The sequence below is a fragment of the Portibacter lacus genome (assembly GCF_021533215.1).
Classification (GTDB): domain Bacteria; phylum Bacteroidota; class Bacteroidia; order Chitinophagales; family Saprospiraceae; genus Portibacter; species Portibacter lacus.
Genome location: NZ_JAJNKA010000005.1, coordinates 47330 through 66878 on the forward strand (window position 1 = coordinate 47330; position 19549 = coordinate 66878).

At 37.8% G+C, this 19549-nt stretch carries 15 protein-coding genes; 11 read left to right on the top strand and 4 right to left on the bottom strand.

All coding sequences use genetic code 11. The annotated features are described in order from the left end of the window. The first annotated feature begins 3 nt into the window (after window positions 1-3). The 5 genes from L2586_RS09685 (at window position 4) to L2586_RS09705 (ending at window position 7166) form a co-directional block, all read left to right on the top strand. A complete protein-coding gene (locus L2586_RS09685) occupies window positions 4-1752 on the top strand; it encodes a class I mannose-6-phosphate isomerase (RefSeq protein ID WP_348535574.1) in 1749 nt (582 codons plus the stop codon). Beyond that, entirely contained in the window at window positions 1749-3095 is a 1347-nt protein-coding gene (locus L2586_RS09690) for a sugar porter family MFS transporter (RefSeq protein WP_235292689.1), read from the top strand. Before L2586_RS09685 ends, L2586_RS09690 begins: the two co-directional genes overlap by 4 nt. Beyond that, window positions 3089-5446 carry a GH92 family glycosyl hydrolase gene (locus L2586_RS09695; protein ID WP_235292690.1) on the top strand — a complete coding sequence of 786 codons (2358 nt, stop codon included), beginning with the start codon at window positions 3089-3091 and terminating at the stop codon, window positions 5444-5446. The genes L2586_RS09690 and L2586_RS09695 overlap by 7 nt, the downstream gene beginning before the upstream one ends. A gap of 47 nt (window positions 5447-5493) precedes the next feature. Continuing rightward, complete coding sequence (locus tag L2586_RS09700; protein ID WP_235292691.1) at window positions 5494-6303, top strand: lipocalin family protein; 810 nt, start codon at window positions 5494-5496, stop codon at window positions 6301-6303. Window positions 6304-6596: 293 nt separating this feature from the next. Further along, a complete protein-coding gene (locus tag L2586_RS09705) occupies window positions 6597-7166 on the top strand; it encodes a hypothetical protein (RefSeq protein ID WP_235292692.1) in 570 nt (189 codons plus the stop codon). Window positions 7167-7277: 111 nt separating this feature from the next. Here the strand turns inward: L2586_RS09705 and L2586_RS09710 are convergent, their stop codons facing one another. Continuing rightward, window positions 7278-7733 carry a hypothetical protein gene (locus L2586_RS09710; RefSeq protein WP_235292693.1) on the bottom strand — a complete coding sequence of 152 codons (456 nt, stop codon included), beginning with the start codon at window positions 7731-7733 and terminating at the stop codon, window positions 7278-7280. Window positions 7734-8081: 348 nt separating this feature from the next. On the opposite strand from L2586_RS09710, the gene L2586_RS09715 reads away from it, so the two are divergent. Next, window positions 8082-9260 (top strand): hypothetical protein, encoded by a 1179-nt coding sequence (locus tag L2586_RS09715; RefSeq protein WP_235292694.1) that lies wholly within the window; start codon window positions 8082-8084, stop codon window positions 9258-9260. A 109-nt stretch (window positions 9261-9369) separates the two neighbouring features. Here L2586_RS09715 and L2586_RS09720 read toward each other — a convergent pair whose 3' ends face one another. Both L2586_RS09720 and L2586_RS09725 read right to left on the bottom strand, forming a co-directional pair. Continuing rightward, window positions 9370-9747 carry a DoxX family protein gene (locus L2586_RS09720; protein WP_235292695.1) on the bottom strand — a complete coding sequence of 126 codons (378 nt, stop codon included), beginning with the start codon at window positions 9745-9747 and terminating at the stop codon, window positions 9370-9372. Between the two features lie 36 nt (window positions 9748-9783). Next, complete coding sequence (locus L2586_RS09725) at window positions 9784-10974, bottom strand: hypothetical protein (protein ID WP_235292696.1); 1191 nt, start codon at window positions 10972-10974, stop codon at window positions 9784-9786. A 126-nt stretch (window positions 10975-11100) separates the two neighbouring features. Between L2586_RS09725 and L2586_RS09730 the strand changes: the two genes are divergently transcribed. Both L2586_RS09730 and L2586_RS09735 read left to right on the top strand, forming a co-directional pair. Then, window positions 11101-12021, top strand: a complete 921-nt coding sequence (locus tag L2586_RS09730; protein WP_235292697.1) for an endonuclease/exonuclease/phosphatase family protein — start codon at window positions 11101-11103, stop codon at window positions 12019-12021. A 22-nt stretch (window positions 12022-12043) separates the two neighbouring features. After that, complete coding sequence (locus tag L2586_RS09735) at window positions 12044-13135, top strand: T9SS type B sorting domain-containing protein (protein ID WP_235292698.1); 1092 nt, start codon at window positions 12044-12046, stop codon at window positions 13133-13135. 64 nt (window positions 13136-13199) lie between these two features. On the opposite strand, the gene L2586_RS09740 is transcribed toward L2586_RS09735, so the two are convergent. Further along, a complete protein-coding gene (locus L2586_RS09740; protein ID WP_235292699.1) occupies window positions 13200-15599 on the bottom strand; it encodes an outer membrane beta-barrel family protein in 2400 nt (799 codons plus the stop codon). A 320-nt stretch (window positions 15600-15919) separates the two neighbouring features. On the opposite strand from L2586_RS09740, the gene L2586_RS09745 reads away from it, so the two are divergent. The 3 genes from L2586_RS09745 (at window position 15920) to L2586_RS09755 (ending at window position 19548) form a co-directional block, all read left to right on the top strand. Beyond that, window positions 15920-16897 (top strand): NADPH:quinone oxidoreductase family protein, encoded by a 978-nt coding sequence (locus tag L2586_RS09745; protein WP_235292700.1) that lies wholly within the window; start codon window positions 15920-15922, stop codon window positions 16895-16897. Window positions 16898-17002: 105 nt separating this feature from the next. After that, window positions 17003-18796 carry an acyl-CoA dehydrogenase gene (locus L2586_RS09750; RefSeq protein WP_235292701.1) on the top strand — a complete coding sequence of 598 codons (1794 nt, stop codon included), beginning with the start codon at window positions 17003-17005 and terminating at the stop codon, window positions 18794-18796. Further along, window positions 18793-19548 carry an SDR family NAD(P)-dependent oxidoreductase gene (locus tag L2586_RS09755; RefSeq protein WP_235292702.1) on the top strand — a complete coding sequence of 252 codons (756 nt, stop codon included), beginning with the start codon at window positions 18793-18795 and terminating at the stop codon, window positions 19546-19548. Before L2586_RS09750 ends, L2586_RS09755 begins: the two co-directional genes overlap by 4 nt. Window position 19549: the final 1 nt, after the last annotated feature.

Sequence of the window (19549 nt, forward strand, 5' to 3'; positions counted from 1 at the left end):
GTGATGGAACCGAATTACGATAAATTTCCGGTGGTTAAAATAGATGGCAATGAGAACGTTCAAGTTGGATGGGAGAATATTAGCAATCTAATAGAAGCAAAAATTGACGACGGTGCTAAACACATCGTTGTGGAATGCTATCATGGAGTAAATGAAAAACCTTTAGAAAACATCCTTAAGACTAAGTTCCAAGACGCTCTGATCATTAATTCCAGCAGTGTCTACAAAACGCAGGAAGAGATAGATGCTATTACTTTTCCAGATGTAACTGATGATCGAATATTTGGACGGATAACGAATCTGAAAATCAAAGACCTATTCGACGATTTCAAGTTGGAAATTGCCAGATTGAAAATTGAAAAAACATCGGGTCCGGTCATCGTTTTTGGGATAGGAGCTTCTGTTATTCTGGAAGATCCACTTCTATTTATCTATGTAGATATGGCGCGCTGGGAAATCCAGATGCGAATGAGAAAAGGAGAAGTTTCGAATATCGGTACAGATAATTACATTTTAGATGTCGTTCGTCGTTATAAGCGTGCATTTTTTGTGGACTGGCGGATCTGCGATGCAATTAAAAAAGAAACCTTCGCGCACTGGGATTTTGTCATAGATGCCAACAAGGAAGAAGAGCCGAAGATCATACCGAAGGCAACCCTAGACAAGGCTTTAGGTCAAACGGTCAGTCAGCCATTTAGGCTTGTCCCATTCTTCGATCCAGGTCCGTGGGGCGGTCAGTGGATGAGAGAAGTTATCGGATTAAGCAAAGACGAACCTAATTTTGCCTGGGGTTTCGATTGTGTTCCTGAAGAAAATAGTGTGCTGTTTCAGATCGGTGACGAAACACTTGAATTTCCAGCATCGAACCTCGTTTTCTTTCAGACCACAAGCTTGCTTGGAGAGATGGTAGAAAAGCGTTTCGGAGCGGAGTTTCCTATCCGATTTGACTTCCTCGATACCATGGATGGAGGAAACTTAAGCTTGCAAGTTCATCCTTCTGATGAATACATTAAAGCGGAATTCAATATGGATTATACCCAGGATGAAAGTTATTATATCCTGGATGCTGAAGACGACGGAATTGTTTACTTGGGCTTAAAAGAAGGTATAAATCCTGATGAGATGATAGCCGCTTTAAATGATGCGCAGCAACCAGGAAATACGTTTGATGCAGATAAATATACGGCAACTTGGCCAGCGAAAAAACATGACCATTTCTTAATTCCTGCAGGAACCGTTCATTGCTCAGCAAAGAATACTATGGTCCTAGAGATCAGTGCGACGCCATACATTTTCACATTTAAACTATGGGACTGGGACAGACTAGGATTGGATGGTCTACCGCGACCGATTAATATAGAGCGTGGAAGCAAAAACATAAAGTGGGATAGAGATGAAAAATGGGTAAAAGAAAATTTAATTGACCAAGTAGAAGTGCTTGAATCTGGTGATGGCTATAAATCAGAAAAAACAGGTCTGCACGAAAGTGAATTTATAGAAACGGTAAGAACTTGGTTTTCCAAGAAAGTTACTCACCATACAAACGGAAATCTGAATGTCTTGAACCTCGTCCAAGGAAAAGAAGCCATTGTAGAAAGTCCTACGAATCAATTTCAACCCTTCATCATCCACTTTGCTGAGACATTCGTCGTTCCGGCAGCTGTAGGAGAATACACGATTACACCACATGGACCATCCGAAGGTAGCGAATGTGCTACCATTAAGGCATATGTTAAAAATGAAAGCAAATGAAAAGCGAAGAATACAATATCAAGTATGTCTATTTACTAACCGCTAGTGCCGCCTTAGGTGGCTTGCTTTTCGGGTATGATACCGCAGTAATTTCAGGAGCGATCGGTTTTCTTCAGACCAAGTTCGAACTCACTTCTGCCATGAAAGGTTGGGCTGCATCGAGTGCGATCGTGGGATGTATCATCGGAGCGATGCTTGCAGGGACTTTAAGTGATCTGTATGGTCGAAAGAAAATATTACTACTAACTGCGGCCTTATTTTTTATATCTGCGATAGGAAGTGCCATTCCACAAAACCTTAGCTTTTTTGTCGTTGCGAGAATTATCGGAGGAATAGGTGTCGGAGCGGCTTCCATGCTAGCGCCATTATATATTACAGAGCTTGCTCCAGCTTCGATTAGAGGCAAATTAGTTTCCCTTTACCAACTAGCGATTGTACTAGGTATTCTTATTATTTTCTTTGTCAATTTATTAATACAAAACCTAGGAGATGAAGTATGGAATGTCGAGCAAGGGTGGAGGTATATGTTTGGTTCTGAAATCTTGCCTGCAGCACTATTTTTTATTGCGTTAATATTCGTGCCTGAAAGTCCAAGATGGCTTACTAAAAAAGGAAAAGAAACAGAAGCGCTTGCCATCTTAGCCAAGGTGAATAATCCATCAAAAGCGGATGAGATCATGGCTGAAATCAAAGAAACATTAAACGAAGAGAAAGGAACGATTAAAGAATTGTTTTCTGGCAAATTCAGACCTGCCATCATCGTGGGAATCGTACTTGCCATCATTTCTCAAGTTCAAGGCATTAATGCAATCATGTACTATGCACCAGAAATATTTAAAGAAATTGGAGCCACTTCGGACTCCGCGTTTACCCAGACGCTTATTATCGGAGTGATTAACACCCTTTTCACTTTTGTAGCAATTAGAATGGTAGACAAAGTTGGCCGTAAAGCATTATTGTTATACGGCGGCTTAGGTATGTTTATTAGCCTATTTGCAGTAGGTCTAGCCTTTTTCCTTGAATGGAAAGGGCTGGGCTTGCTATTTTTTATCCTGTGTTACATTGCTTGTTTTGCATTCTCATTTGGACCAGTTACTTGGGTGGTTATTTCAGAAATCTTCCCGAACAAACTGAGAGGAGTAGCAATGTCAATTGCAACCTTTTCGCTTTGGGTAGCGGTGTATGTAGTAACACAATTATTCCCTATTCTATTAGAATCAATGGGGCCAGCATTCACATTCTGGATATTCGCAGCGATGGCGCTGTTAGGAATGATTTTCACCTATACGAAAGTTCCTGAAACCAAAGGTAAATCACTAGAAGAGATCGAGAAAGCATGGTAAAATTCAATATCATAAAATCACTGTTAATTGTTGTTGTTGGTATCATCAGCACCAGCGTCCATGGCCAAAAAGATCCTGTAGATTATGTAGATCCTCTTTCCGGAACCCATGATTCTAGGTGGATGATGTTTCCAGGAGCTGCGATGCCTTTCGGTATGGTGAAACTCAGTCCTGATAATGAAAGGAGAGGATGGAAAGCAGGATATGAATACGATGTAGAAAATATTAGCGGATTTAGCCATATCCATTCTTGGACGATGGCGGGATTATTAACCATGCCTACGAATGGGCCACTTAAGGTTATCCCTGGCGAAGAATATAATCCAGATCTTGGATACCGATCTAGGTTTTCTCATGATAACGAAGTTGCAAGTCCAGGATATTACTCCGTTCAGTTAGATGACTATGATATTAAAGCAGAATTAACTTCCACAACTAGAGCTGGCTTCCAACGATACACCTTTAATAATGTGGATTCAGCACGAATCCTTATAGATCTACAGATAGACTCGGAATACAGTTATGAATTGTTTAATGGTGTAATAACTAAAGTCAGTGATACAGAGATAGAAGGATTTTCAATGCACCAAAGTCTAAGAGGCGCGGGTTACAATGAGTATACTCTTCATTGGGTAATGAAATTCAGCAAACCTTTTACTTCTATGAATGGCTGGACCAGAGACGGTGTGGTTAGAAATATTGAAGAAATTTTTTCTGGATGGGATCATTCAGATATCGGTGCCTTTGTCAATTTTGATTTAGAAGAAGGAGATGAAGTGTTGGTTCAGACTGGGATTTCATTGGTTAGCAAAGAACAAGCAAGGTTAAATCTTACTAAAGAAATCATTGAACCTTATGGTTGGGATTTTGACGCAGTAAGAAGCAATGCAAGAACTACTTGGAATGACTTATTGAAAACGATCGAAGTTGAATCTTCTGAAGAGGTCAATCTAAAGAAATTCTATACCAACATGTACAGATCGTATGTAGGTAGAACGATATGGAATGATGTCAATGGTAAGTATGTGGACATGTACGAAAAAGTCCAACAATTAGAAGATCCTGATTCTCCAATATACGGAGGTGATGCATTCTGGAATACATTCTGGAATCTAAATCAACTTTGGACATTGGCAACGCCAGATATTGCGAATAAATGGGTTAAGTCCCTCTTAGAGATATATGATAAAGGAGGTTGGCTTCCGAAAGGACCGACAGGAATTGAATATTCTAGTATCATGGTTGCCTCTCATGAAGTGCCGCTTATTGTAAGCGCATATCAAAAAGGAATCAGAAATTATGATGTCGAAAAAGCCTATGAAGCTATAAAGCATGTTCAGACGACACCAGGAATTGCGCATAAAGCAGGTGGATTCGTGGGTAATCGGCAACTCGAAGAATACATGAAATATGGCTATGTTCCGTATGGTGCTGGGCCATCATCTAACACTTTAGAGTATGCTTTCGACGATTGGACAGTCAGTCAAATGGCCAAATCCATGGGGAAAATCGAGGACTACAAATATTTTAAAGGTCGAGCCAATAACTATCGAAATCTATGGGATTCAACGAGACTATATATGAATCTGAAAATGGAAGACGGAAGCTTCAAACCCGATTTTAGTCCGTTCTGCTGTACTACATTTCTAGGTTCAGGATGGTGTGAAGGAAACGCATGGCAATATTCCTGGTTTGTTCCTCACGATTTAAAAGGGCTGATCTCTTTAATGGGTGTGGACACTTTTACACAGAGGTTAGAACTAGGATTCGAAAAATCAAAACCTTGGCGCTTTAACTCAGAATCTACGCATGATAATAGCTTGTTTTCTATGGGTGTGCTTCCGATCAATCATGGAAACCAACCCAATATGCAAGCGGCCTATCTTTTCAACTATGCAAGAAAACCCTGGTTAACGCAAAAATGGTCTAGAGAGATCATGGATGTCTACTATGGCTTAGGTCCTAAAGAAGGCTGGCCTGGAGATGAAGATCAAGGGCAGATGGGCGCTTGGTATGTGATGAGTTCTATGGGTTTATTTCAAATGAGAGGTGGAGCTGCAGTACGTCCTGTGTATGAAATAGGAAGTCCAGTGTTTGATAAGGTGACGATTCATCTAGATGAACGTTATTATACTGGAAAAACCTTTGTCATAGAAACCATTAATAATTCAAAAGAGAATAAATATATACAATCGGCAAAGTTAAATGGAGCAGTGTTAAACAAGCCTTGGTTTTATCATGATGAATTGGTAAAAGGTGGGAAACTGACCATTGTAATGGGACCTAATCCTAATAAAGAATGGGGGTCTTGTGAAACCTGTCCTCCACCATCTATGTCGAGTGAAGAATAATAGTATTGACTTAAAAATTTTATAAAAACAAATTTAAATAAACTAGTATGTATAAATTAAAATTTAAAATGTGGACACTTCTTGCAGTCTTATTTGCAGGAACTTTTACAATAACCTCATGTACCAAAGAGAAAGCAGCTCCAACAGTGAGCTTGTCAGATACGACGTTTACTGGAAAGATTGGTGAGACAGCAAGTACAACGCTATCGGCTGTTACTGACGGAGAGTACAAAGAACTTAGAATTACAAAATATTTAGGGACAGATGTGGATGATTCTTATGGAACGAATGGAACAATGACTGTATCATCAGCACTTCCGTATGACTTCACGTATGTATTAAATGAAGAAGGTGCAGAGACACCTGTACGTTTCCAGTTTACAGTTGTAGACCAAGAAGATCAGACTGGAGATGCAAATTTTGTTATTACAACGGATATTACTTTAGCCTATGTTTTGGTAAAATTTGACTGGAGATTAAACTCGAAATTAGGGAAATTATTTGCTGAGTCTGAACCAGAATCTGAGCAAATTATAGATTGTGAGAAAGACAATGTTTTTACTTTCAATGCTGATGGAACGATGTCGTTAGATTTTGGTGAGTTAACTGGATCTGGTGGAGGAACTTGCGATTTTGATGGATTATCTGTTTATAGTACCTACGAAATTAGCAATGATGAATCGACATTATCGATGTCATTTTATAATGCTTTCGACCCTGGTGATATTACCACTGAGGTTTATACTATAAAAGATTATAGCTTAACGGATCTAGTAACGACCACACCAATTGACTTAAGTGCATTTGGTGGAATAGAATATGACTGGACTTATGCTTTCAAAGCGCAAGCAAAATAAACTTAATTCCAAATAATTTTTTATTTGATGGGCTGTCTATTTTTAGACAGCCTTTTTTTGTGGGTTGTTCGGATTGCCAGAAAACCACTGATGGTCTCACATTCAGCTGAGGCTATCAATGTGGGTTTCGTAGTCATGAAAGACTAAAACGGATTTAGAAACATGCCAAACATAGAGATATGTCGCAGCTTTCGATTGATCTTTTTCTCAAAAAAATAGGGAATTAGTTGATTACAAGTGTCTTACATGAAAGTATAGAATAAAATTAATTCGAAAATCAAAAAAACAAAGACATGAAAAATAATATTCAGAAAGCTATACCATTTTTGTTCATCTTTTTTTCCCTTTCACTTATTGCTCAAAACGACATTGATGAACCTATAAGAATGCAAAGGAAAAATGTTATAACTGCGGAAGCTGGTTTCAAATCATTATCAGGTGTTGGAATTAATTACACTAGACAAGTAAATGAAAGGCTTGGAGTAGATGTTGGAGCTGGATTTGGTACCCAAATATTAAGATGGGGAGTAAGAGGTAGATACTTTTTATCTAAAAGAAATTTTTCACCTTTTGTTGGTGCTGGTCTAGTTTTGGTTCCGTTACAAGTTGATGGTGTAAATCTATACGATGAATTTGAAACAGAAACTGTGAATATTAATAGAACTGTAAATATGCAACTGGTTGGAGGGTTAGAATTTATGAGTAAAGGTGGCTTTACTATAAGTGCAAATTTAGGTTATCAGCTGCCGATAACGAAACCGTATACAACGATAACTGATATTACTGATGAATCAAAATTTGCTTTAGACTTACTCTATGGAAAAGGTTTACTTATAGCAGGAAATATAGGTTACTCGTTTTAATTTATTATAAGTTTTATTGGAGCATTATATCATTTCACAAATGTAAAGTTGATATAATGTTCTAATAAAACTATTTGGATTTTAAATTTTAATTAAAATGTTTTTTCTTCCCTAAAACGGATTCAGAAACTTCAGAAATTTCCCAAACATGGAGATCTGTCGAATTTTTCGATTGATTTTTTTCTCCACCTTGGGCACAATATCCATGAAGGATTTAATGTAAGGCTTACGAAGAATAGAGACAGAAAATTGTAGCTGTTGAGCCATATTCATTTTCTTCATTTCACTTTCGATCTGCTGATAAAGGTCATTCATCGTCGACTTATTCCGCTTCTGAAATTGATTAATATGCTTTAAAGTGTTCTTATCTGATCCATAGTCCATTGATTCTTGGAGTACCATATCAAAAACCTGAGCAACGCCATCCATTTTTTCTTCGATATCGATCGGCGCATTCACCAAACTTTTCAGCATTCTGGAATACTCTGCCTGTTGTGTCATCATTCTCGTCGAGGCACATGATCCAAGCAATGAAATGAAAATAAATCCTAGTATTATTCTACTCATGGTCTATAAACTTATTTCGAATTTAAAATATTTTCTGTCTTTGGTTAAAACTTTCAATTAAGCATCAACCTGTCACTTTTTAGGCTTGACTCTGTGCAAAAGCGAAAGGTTTATTCATAGAAAATCCATCAAATTCAAAAAATCAATGCATTCTTACCTCCCACTCATCATCACATAAAAAGCATCGGACTAATCTAAATCGTAAAATGTGTTCCTACACATTCCTTAATTTCCTTAACAATTACATTTCCTTAAGTTAAACTCTCTTAAGGTCTGCAACATCAGGCACTTGCCTCCGTCTTTCTATCAAACAAACAACAATTAATCAATTATTTAAAAGAAAGCCTTATGAAAAATTTCACAATCATAATCGGAATCGCAACCATGGTTTTCTTTAGTGCATGTACTTCATTAGAGAAAATGGTTGACAACGGGAATTACGATGAAGCCATCGTAAAGTTAGCTCGAAAATTAAGTGGCAAGAAAAACAAAAAAGCTAAAGACCTTAAAATGCTTGAAGAAGCATTTCAAAAAGTAACTGCTGAAGATCTTGCTTATGCAGAAAGATTAAAAACGACTGGAAGAGCAAGCAACTGGGATGAAATTTTTAACATTTACCAAAAAATAGATGATCGTCAAGATCTAATTATGCCTTTCCTTCCACTAGTAAGTAAAGATGGATACAGAGCAAAATTCAATTTTGCCAATGTTAATAGCCTTAAAAATGAAGCCGCTAATAATGCAACCGCATACCACTACAATGAAGCCATTAGATTAATAGCTTTAGGCAAGAAAGGAGACAAGCGTGCTGCAAGACAAGCATATGATGGACTAGAAACACTAGAACAATACACTGATCAGTATAAAGATAGTAGATCATTAAAAGAGGAAGCACAATTCTTAGGGACGAATAGAGTTTTGGTGAAACTTTACAACAATACATTTGGCTTTATGCCTCGAGAAGTTGAAGAAGAAATCATGAGTGTAAATGTAAAAGAACTAAACACATTCTGGACTCAATATTATACAAAGAGCTCTCTAGGTTATGACTTTGATTATGTCGCTAGATTAGATGTAGATAACATTGACATAAGCCCTGAAAGAGAATATATCAATAGATATATAGATGAAAAGGAAATCAAAGATGGATGGCAGTATGCCTTAGACGAGAAAGGAAATGTGAAAAAAGACTCTTTAGGTAATGATATTAAAGTGGACAAATATGTAAAAGTTGTTGCCCAAGTGATAGAAATCAACCGCCAGAAATCAGCAACAGCTTCAGGAAGATTTGGATTATTTGATGCAGAAACTAAAGAATTAATAGAGACCAGACCATTTTCAGTAGATGCGCACTTCAGTGATTTCGCAAGCTCTATGACTGGAGATCGAAGGGCCATAAGCGACAGAACGAGAGGTAGAATCAAAAACTATCCTTCACCATTTCCATCAGATTTATTGATGACCATGGATGTTGCATACGAATTAAAAGAGTTAATGAAAACAGAGATGCGTCGATTCGCAATCTAAAAGTGATTCACTTCACTTAAGAAAAGTAAATTCAATTTCACATCGGTATAGTAAAAGGAGGCTTAAAAGTAAGTCTCCTTTTTTTATGATTCTATGCTAGCATTCTTTTCTAGAAAGAAAATAGACTCTTTAACTTTTCATTGCGCAAACCAATTGCAATCCATGCAACTACGCCTACTATAATCGGAACGATCGTCATACTTACAGCGTCACCATGAATAATATGCGTTGCAACTGCACCTCCTAACCAACCAGTCATAAGAATTGCACCTATAATAGAGGTTTTCGGATAGATGTATAATAAGATCATAAGGAGCTGTACAATTCCGAAATACAAAACGGACGAAGCTGGATAACCCATATCAGCGGCTCCTGCTACTGCCGTCTCACTTCCTGACAAATTCATTCCTGCACTCATCAGAAACATGATAGCGATTATCCCTTGGAGAATAATCGAGACCCACTTAATGGTTTTATTTTCTTTCATTTTTTTTTCTAAAGAACGATATTATTTTTCTTTTATCTAAATTAAAATTTGATCCAGTTTCTGCTTCCATCTCGAGAAATACTCTTCATAACTATAATTTCCAGTTTTATGAATTAATGCATTAAAGAACAAATCTTCTCCATTTTCAAAGCTGGATCGATATTGCGTTCGGCCTTGTACGTTAATCGTACGAATTTCATGTTCTATTCTCTTTATCGCCATTTCATTATCTAGAATTATTGTAGACCAAACATAAGTAGCATGGGAGTTTAACAATTCCCAGATGTAATGGGTCATCTCCTCGCCTTTATATCTAAAAACGAACCCGAACTGCGGGACCAATGTCATTAATAATTTACCTTGCTGGATCCGATCACTTAGATAAGCTAACTGCATCTTATTTCGAATACTTTCTTTCTCTAGCAAATGAAAAAGCAAATCTTTTTCAAAGAAATCTATATTTCCTAATGCTTCATCTCCATAACTTTCCATTGCTTCTTCGAAGGTGAAAAGATCTTGATCTGGGGGAGCAAATTTTGGTTTCTTGGATGACCATTGATCTAGCTTTTTAATTTTAAGGATTCGAATAAATTCTTCATTAATTTTACTTAAATCAGTAGACTTAACTGCTCTAATTCGCATCATTTCTATAGAACTTTCTACTTCTACAACTACATCAATACTTGACTTACCCAATATTGATTTGAAGTAGGGCTTGATGTAGTTATATTCTGGAATGCTATCAGGCATGGAAATGCGATGAATATTAGACTTTGTGTTCCATTTGAAGGTGTGAGGGAACTCTACATATCCAAGGTTAAATGTGATCTTTTTCAGCCCAATTTTGAGTGGAACGAGGATGGTTTTAAAGCTGGATTTCAGAAATGCTTTCTCTGTAATGATATCTGTAAGATTTTTCTTTTGATAGCTACTTAGTAACCCTTCTAATTCTGTCCAATGCAGTGGTTCAAATTGCAATTTCTTAATTGGAAATTTTGCAACTTGTTCATGAAATCTCATGACTGAATTTGATTTATAATCGATAACACTCACCTTAAGAACCTGTCCATTCTTGTTAAATGAAATCATTTCTACTTCCCAATAAATCGCTGCTGAATCTTTAAACTGCAGATATGCTGCAGGCAAGTTGGTGTCTCGCAAGGAAAGCTTCAGATCTTTGCTTAACGCAATACCTGCGTTAGAAATATGGATGATTATACTTCGCAAATTGGATTTTATATTAATATTCAATATCGGAATTATCTTTAAATCTATTCTATTAATGATAAAGATGAAGAGAATATCAACATTCTAAGAATAGTTATTTAAATTGATGAATCTTAATAGGCACCTATGAAACACATCTTTCTTTTACTTTTTTCTATCTCTTTCCTTATCAATACCAATGCCCAAAAGGAAACGACTACTTTCAGAGTGATGGCTTGGAATATCCTGCATGGAGCGCGCGATATAGAAAATGGTCCACAACATGCGATCGAAATTATTAAAGAACTTAATCCAGATGTGATCCTCATGGTAGAAACCTATGGATCAGGAAAAATAATTGCAGATGCCTGTGGATACAACTTCCACCTAATCGCTAAAGAAGGAACGGCATTAGATGACAGAAGTGTCAACTTGTCCATCTATTCAAAATTCCCATTCGGAGATAGGATTGATACCGACTATCCATTTTATTTAGGAGGCAGAGAGATTTTTATTAATGATCAAAAAGTACACTTTTTCTCTAATTGGTTCCATTACTTGCCTTGGGAAAATGAACCAGAGAAAATGGGCAAGTCAGTGGCCGAATTATTAGAATGGGAGAAAACGGAAACGAGGGTTAACATGGTTAATAATGTATTACCCGTCATCGAAAAATATGCAGTACAAACAGATAGTATTCCCTTAATCTATGCCGGAGATATGAACAGTCCTTCTCACCTAGACTGGGGAGAAAACACAAAGGAAATTCATAATGGCTTGATCGTACCTTGGTATGCAACGAAAATTTTCCAGGATCTAGACATGATCGATTCATACCGCGAAATAAATCCAGATCCGATAACATCTCCTGGGATTACTTGGGATTCGAAAGGCAAAAGAGATGAACATCGAATAGACTACATCTATTACAAAAGCCCTAAACTTAAAGCGGTTCATTCTAAATCCTATAAGGCATTTCTGGGAGAACCATTGTCTATAAATGGAAAGAAGATCAACTATCCATCAGACCATGGAATAGTGATTACAGATTTTATACTCACCCAATAATTTCTGGCTAGACTATTTTAACATGCTTCGCAAAACTGTATGCTTCCTAACCTGTTTATTAACCATAATTTATCTGGATGCACAGATAGATACGCTGTACGTATGCGATCCTGGCGATACGATTCAACTGGAAGTTGTGAAAGGCGCTTATGCATATACTTGGTCTTCTGCAACAAGTCTGAGTAACGCGCACATTTACAATCCCATCGCCAAACCTTATGTAGAAACAACATACATCGCAGAGATTCTTACAGGCATTAAGAATGAAAACCTCATCTCTAATGCTGACTTCTCAGAAGGGAATATCGGATTCACAAGCGATTACGACTTTAAAAAGATCATCATTTCCCAAGGAACTTATGGCGTTGACTACAGCCCTGCTGACTTAAATGGGATTTACTTTGCACGTTGTTCAGATCATACAGATGGCGCTGGAAAAATGATGGTGGTGGATGGGTCTCCTATTAGTAATTCTAACGTTTGGTGCCAGAATATTACAGTAGAACCGAACACTAATTACGCGTTTTCCGCTTGGCTAGCTTCTAGTAATCCAGCGAATCCAGCTCAACTAAGTTTCCAGGTGAATGGGCAGCAAGTAGGAAACGTCCTGACAGCTACGACACAAGTTTGTGAATGGCTCCAGTTCTATGGTATATGGAATTCAGGAGAAACTGACTCCGCAGAAATCTGCATTATCAATAAAAATTTGAATCCAACGGGAAATGATTTTGCACTTGACGACCTTGCTTTTTACGAATTAGAAGACATCATCTACGATACCACTGTTGTTATCATAGAAGGCTTAATTGCCGCAAAAGAACGTCGAGTTTACTTCCCTACTGCCTTCTCTCCGAATGATGATAGAGAGAATGATCGCTTCGAAGTTTTCCTAGGTAAAGGAACCGAATTCATTAAAGAAATGAAAATTTTCGATGTCTGGGGAAATCAAGTTTTCAAAAGTGAATTATGCGTTTACCATGAAGAAACCTGCTTTTGGGATGGTTATGTCAATGGGAATCCAGCTCAAAATGGCACATACATTTATACCGCTAAAATTCTATTTTCAGATAAAGAAATACACCAATTCACGGGCAGTGTTCAGTTGATAAGATAGCACTATATCCTGTTCTCAACTCTCACATTGACCATTAAAAAAAGATGACTCCCTTACCTAGATATTAGTGTCTTCTTCTACTTCCAGAAAATTCCATCGCCTCGCCTTTTCCGAATCCATAACTTACTCCTAGTGTTACGAATCGACCTCTTTGGTAGAAGTTGTATTGGTACAAATCACCGAAATTCGTTTCACTTTCTCTAAAACTAGATGCGAATAGATCTCTTACACTTAAGCTAACTACCGTCTTACCCTTCATAAACTTCTTTCTTACCCCTAAATCTAGATAGGTATAGTCTGAAATTAGCGTTTGAAGAGTCTGTACTCTAGATCTATAATTTCCTGTTACTTCGAAGTCAATCGATGCTGGAAGCTTAAACTTCGCAGTCGCTCTTGCCGACCATTGATCCGCATTAAAGTCAAAATTATTTGCCTCATATACACCAGCTCTAGAAAAGTAGTTATAATTCGCATCTCCATTCAAGGTGATTTTCTTGTTAACGATGTATTTCGCATTCACTTCTAGACCAGTCGTGTTTTGTGTGCCAATGTTTAAAGGAATAGAAGTACTAACATTTCCGTCTAAAGTTGTAATTCGCTCTACAACATTTGTCGTATATCTGTGGTATACTCCAGCATTAAGAGAACCTTTATCGGCAATAAAAATAGCATTGACCTCATAAGAATCTGAAAACTCCGGAAGCAAGTCTGGATTTCCAGTTCTCACACTAAAGTTGTTTCTAATATTGAAGAAAGGATTAAGATCCCACATTCTTGGGCGAAATATCCTTTTCGAATATCCCGCTTGAAGAGATATAGCAGGTGTAACTTTATAAGAGGTGTGAATACTAGGGAACAAATTGGTATAGATTTGCTCGTTATTTTCATTCGTGTTTTCTAAAACCGTATTCAGATTCGTATGCTCTAGTCGAAGACCACCTTTCACACCCCATTTATCTCCCTCGTAAGAAGACGTTGCGTAAGCAGCAGCAACTCCTTGGTTATAGTTGAAAACATTCGTTAAGTCACTCTGCAATTCCCAGTTACCGTCTATAAAGTTTTCTACAGAATAGTCATTTCCTACATTCGAAAGCAAGTATTGAGCACCCGCTTCTACATTTACTCTTTCAGAAACAGGATGTGTGTAATCTAACTTGAAAGTATAATTCACATCTCCAAAATCAGTTCCCGTATTTTGGTTGAAATTGTTATCCACAGATCCTAAAGAATAAGCATTAGCAAAGTTCGACATTTGGTCTTTGCTGAATGCTCGACCAATAGCGCTGAACAATAACGAACGATCTTTATGTTCCTTGAAATCTTTTTTAAACTGAAGTTCATATTGCCACTTAGGATTTCCTGCCGTCGTTAACTCATCTCTTCTCCAAGAGGAAAGCGCTTGATTGTTTTGATCTGTTAACGAAAACAGAGAAGTAGAATTTTCACTTTCATCTTCGAAAGCATAACTTCCAGAAAGCGTAACCACTGTATAATCATCAAAATGATAGTCTGTACCCAATATGAAGTTATAGTAGATTTCATTTTTTTCAGAAGTACCTTCACTGATTATAGATTCTCCTGTGCTCAAGTTTCTGCTAATTGTTTCAAAAGTTCCAGGATATGTTCTAGTCCCTACACCGAACTGTGAAAAGAGGTTAAACTTATCCGTTCTTCGATTCACACTTACACCGATACTATGGTTAGCAGGTATTCCAGTATTTAAGGTAATAGAACCATTAAGACCTTTTTTCTCATCTTTCTTTAGGATGATATTGATGATTCCAGCCGTCCCTTCTGCATCATATTTTGCACCTGGATTAGTGATCACCTCTACTTTTTCAATCATGTCAGCAGTAATAGTCCCTAATGCATTTCCAGACTCATCTGCGATTACAGAAGGTTTTCCATTAATCAACATCTGTACACCACCACTTCCTCTTAACTTAATATCTCCCTCTATTCCTACTGTAACGGATGGAACATTGTTTAAAACTTCCAGTGCACTTGCGCCAGTACTACTTAAGTCTTGACCGACATTAAACACTCTCTTATCCAACTTGAATTCCGTCTGAGATTTCTCAGCACGAACGATAACCTCATCCATCATCTGAGAACTAGGACTTATGGTAATTAACCCAAGATCCGCAATACCTTTATTAAAATTTATTTCTGTAATTGTTTTCGTTTCGAAACCGATAAAACTCGCTTCTATAATCACATTATCATTTAATGCGCTTACCTCAAATCTTCCATCCACATCTGTCGTCGTACCAGCTATTAAATCTTTGGTATCAGCAGAAAGTACTGCGACAGTTGCATATTCTACAGGTAGGTTACTCTGTCCTTCTACAATTGTTCCTCTAATGATAACTTTTAGACTTTCCTCGGCTATTGGACTTGGTCCTTGTGCAAATACACTGAACGCAAAACCGATTATAAAAAGGATACCAGATAATTTTCTCATTACTTACTATTTAGTTCTATTTCTATTCTAACACAAAAGTACGAACAAAGTATACTTTGAAACGTAAATAATATGTGAACGACATGTTAAGCATGCCGACCAACAAGAATTAACATGAAATGTGTGTGGTTTATGTAGGTCAATGTCGATTCTAAAGCCTCAAACAACATCATGAAATAGTTCATTTCTTCCTACTATCGGAAATATCATATCTTAAGTTAACTTGAGTCAGAGGTAATTATCAAATTCTGACGTAAAACCTAGATCACGGTTAATATTATTTATTTTATCTTGAGCAAATTGAATTTTAATCCAATTTTATGAAAGCAATTGTTTGTTCATCCTTCGGCCCTCCTTCTAATCTTGAATTCAAAGATGTTCCAGATCCTATTCCAGCAGACGATGAAATCCTCATCAAAGTACACGCTTGCGGAATTAATTTTCCAGATACGCTGATCATACAGGGGCTTTATCAGTTCAAGCCTGAATTCCCATTCTCGCCGAGTGGTGACATAGCTGGAGTGGTAGAAGCTGTAGGTTCAGCTGTGAAACATTTAAAGGTGGGTGATACAGTCATTGCGATGACTACTTACGGAGGCATGGCAGAGAAAGCAGTTGCGAAAGCGAGTGTTACTTTCCCGAAGCCCCCAGGAATGCCGATGGTGAATGCTGCCTCTTTTATGATTGCTTACGGTACTTCTTATCATGCTTTAGTGGATCGTGCAGAATTAAAAGAAGGAGAAACACTCCTTGTTCTCGGTGCTTCTGGAGGTGTAGGGCTTAGTGCTGTTGAAATCGGAAAACACCTGGGTGCACATGTAATCGCAGCAGCATCTACCGCTGAAAAATTAGCGCTTTGCGAGAAGCATGGTGCAGATGAATTCATTAATTACACGGAAGTTAATCTGAAAGAAAAGGTGAAAGAATTGACCAATGGAAAAGGAGTCGATGTGATTTATGATCCTGTAGGCGGTGATTTTTCAGAACAGGCATTAAGGGCAATTGCATGGAAAGGAAGACATCTGGTGGTGGGATTCGCAGCAGGAAGTATTCCGAAAATTCCATTGAATCTTGCTTTGCTAAAAGGTTGTTCCATCGTAGGTGTATTCTGGGGTAGTTTTGCACAAAGGAATCCTAAGAAAAATATGCAGAACACGATGGATTTGCTTCAGCTCTTCACAAAAGGAATTCTAAAACCACACATTCATAAAATTTATTCCTTAGAAGAGGGTCCTCAAGCGCTGGTGGATATGATGGAAAGAAAAGTAAAAGGGAAGGCGGTTGTGAGTATTGTTTAAAAAAAACACTGTAAACTCAATTTATATATTGACTTAGAGTCAAATTCTATCCCTTAATTCGTATTTTCGGCATGTAATCGCAACATTTCACTTAAAAACACGAACATGGCAACATTTATAAATACAGATACACTAAAATTCCAATTATTCGACGTGCTTAATGCAGAGCAATTGTTGGAATCCGAATACTTCGGTGACCACGATAAAGAAGGACTAGGAATGTTCCTAGATTCTATCACAGATTTTTCGGAAAAAGAACTATTCCCTTACTTCCAAGAGATGGATGAAAACCCTGCTCATTTTAAAAATGGAAAAATCATTACGCATCCACAAGTTGCTAAGATGTTTTCTGAAGCAGCAGACTTGGGTGTTATTGCAGCAACTTTATCTAATGATCACGGCGGATTACAAATTCCTTTGTCAGTTCATACCGTCGCAACAGCCATCATGGATGCGGCCAACAATTCCATGCCTGGTTATGCAGGTTTGACGCTTGGATCTCTAGAGTTAATTCTTGAATTCGGATCGGATGATCTGATTCAGAAGTACGCTGAGCACATGATGACTGGGCAATATGCTGGGACCATGTGCCTGACAGAACCTCAAGCTGGATCATCACTTTCGGATATCACGACGTCTGCGACACCTCAGGAAGATGGTACGTATTTAATAAAAGGGCAGAAAATATTTATTTCAGGTGGAGATCATGAACATACTGAAAATGTAATTCACTTGTTATTAGCTAGAATAGACGGAGCTCCAGCTGGAACGAAAGGTATTTCTCTTTTCACTGTTCCTAAGTTTAGCCCAGATGGTTCCTCGAATGATGTCATAACAGCAGGAGAATTCCTTAAAATGGGTCAGAAAGGCTACTGTACCACACACCTGATTTTCGGAGAAAAAGACCATTGTGTCGGTGAATTAGTGGGAGAAACTAATCAAGGTTTGAAGCAAATGTTTAAGATGATGAACGGTGCGAGAATTGCAGTAGGCCGAGGTGCTGCTGCAATTGCTATGGCTGCATATGAAGCATCTCTTAAATATGCCAATGAAAGAAGTCAAGGTAGAAAAGTTACAGATACAGGAAAAAAAGATCCATCACAAGAGCAAACGCTTATCATCAATCATCCCGATGTTCGACGATTGATGCTTCGCCAGAAAGCAATTAGTGAAGGTGCAATGAGTCTCGTATTGCAAAGTGCATACTACCATGATCGCATCACTGCAAGTAATGATCCGGAAGAAAAAAAGAAATATCATCTACTATTAGAATTGTTGACTCCGATGGCGAAAACCTATCCGTCAGAAAAAGGAATTGATGCCGTTTCTGATGGCCTTCAGGTCCTAGGTGGTTATGGATTCTGCTCTGAATACATTCTTCAGCAATATTATAGAGACATCAGAATTTTCACGCTTTATGAAGGAACAACTGGTATTCAATCCATAGATCTTCTCGGTAGAAAAATGACGATGAATGAAGGCAAAGCGCCTCAATTATTGGCACAGGAAATCAGTAAAACACTGTCTGTCGCTAGAAAAATAGATGATTTCGCACCCTATGCGGATCAGCTCGGGAGACGACTTAAAGATATCGTCGATATTATGGAGTATTTAGGTCAATTTTCGAGCAAGGGTAAATTCAATACCTACTTAGCCGACGCATCCCTATTTATGGAGTATTTTTCTACTGTAGTAGTGGCATGGCAGTGGCTAAAAATGGGTATTAAGGCAACTGAAATGAAAGGATCAGGTGTTTATTCTGATGAATTTCTAGAAAGTAAAATTCACACGATGAAGTTTTTCTTCCACTACGAGGTTAAAGCTACAGCGGGATTGAAGGATATCATTATGGATCCAGCAATGTTGACATTAAAAACTGAAAAGGAAGTAATCATATGAGTTTAAAAGATAAAGTTGCCATCATTACTGGCTCTAGTAAAGGAATTGGTCTAGCCATTGCAGAAAAATTCTGTGAGCAGGGAGCAAAAGTAGTAATTAGCAGTAGAAAGCAAGACGCATGTGATGTTGTTGCAGCAGGATTAGCATCTAGAGGTTATGAATCGGCGGGCATTGCTTGTCATGTAGGAGATCTGGAACAAAGAAAATCCTTAGTTGATCAGACCATAGAGAAGTACGGCAAGATTGATATTTTGGTGAATAACGCAGCAATTAATCCGATTTTCGGACCGATTGAAGATGGCGATGAAGCAGCCTTTGATAAGATTATGAATGTCAATGTAAAGGCGGTTTGGTCGTTGTCAAATCTTGTACTTCCTCATATGATTAAAAATGGAAGTGGATCGATTATTAATATTAGTTCGGTGGAAGGTATTCACCCTGGCTTTGGCTTAGGGTTATATTCTACCAGTAAGGCGGCAGTAATCATGTTGACGAAGAATCAAGCGAAAGAATGGGGAAAACACAATGTCAGAAGTAACGTCATCTGCCCTGGCTTGGTAAAAACTAAATTCAGTCAGGCCTTATGGGAAAATGAAAAGCTTCTTGGAAAATTAGAGCGATCTATTCCAAGTGGTAGAATGGCTCAACCAGAAGAAATGACAGGAATCGCCTTGTTATTGGCCTCAGATGATGGTTCTTACATGACGGGCGGAGTCTACACAGCCGATGGCGGATATTTGATTGCAGGTTGAT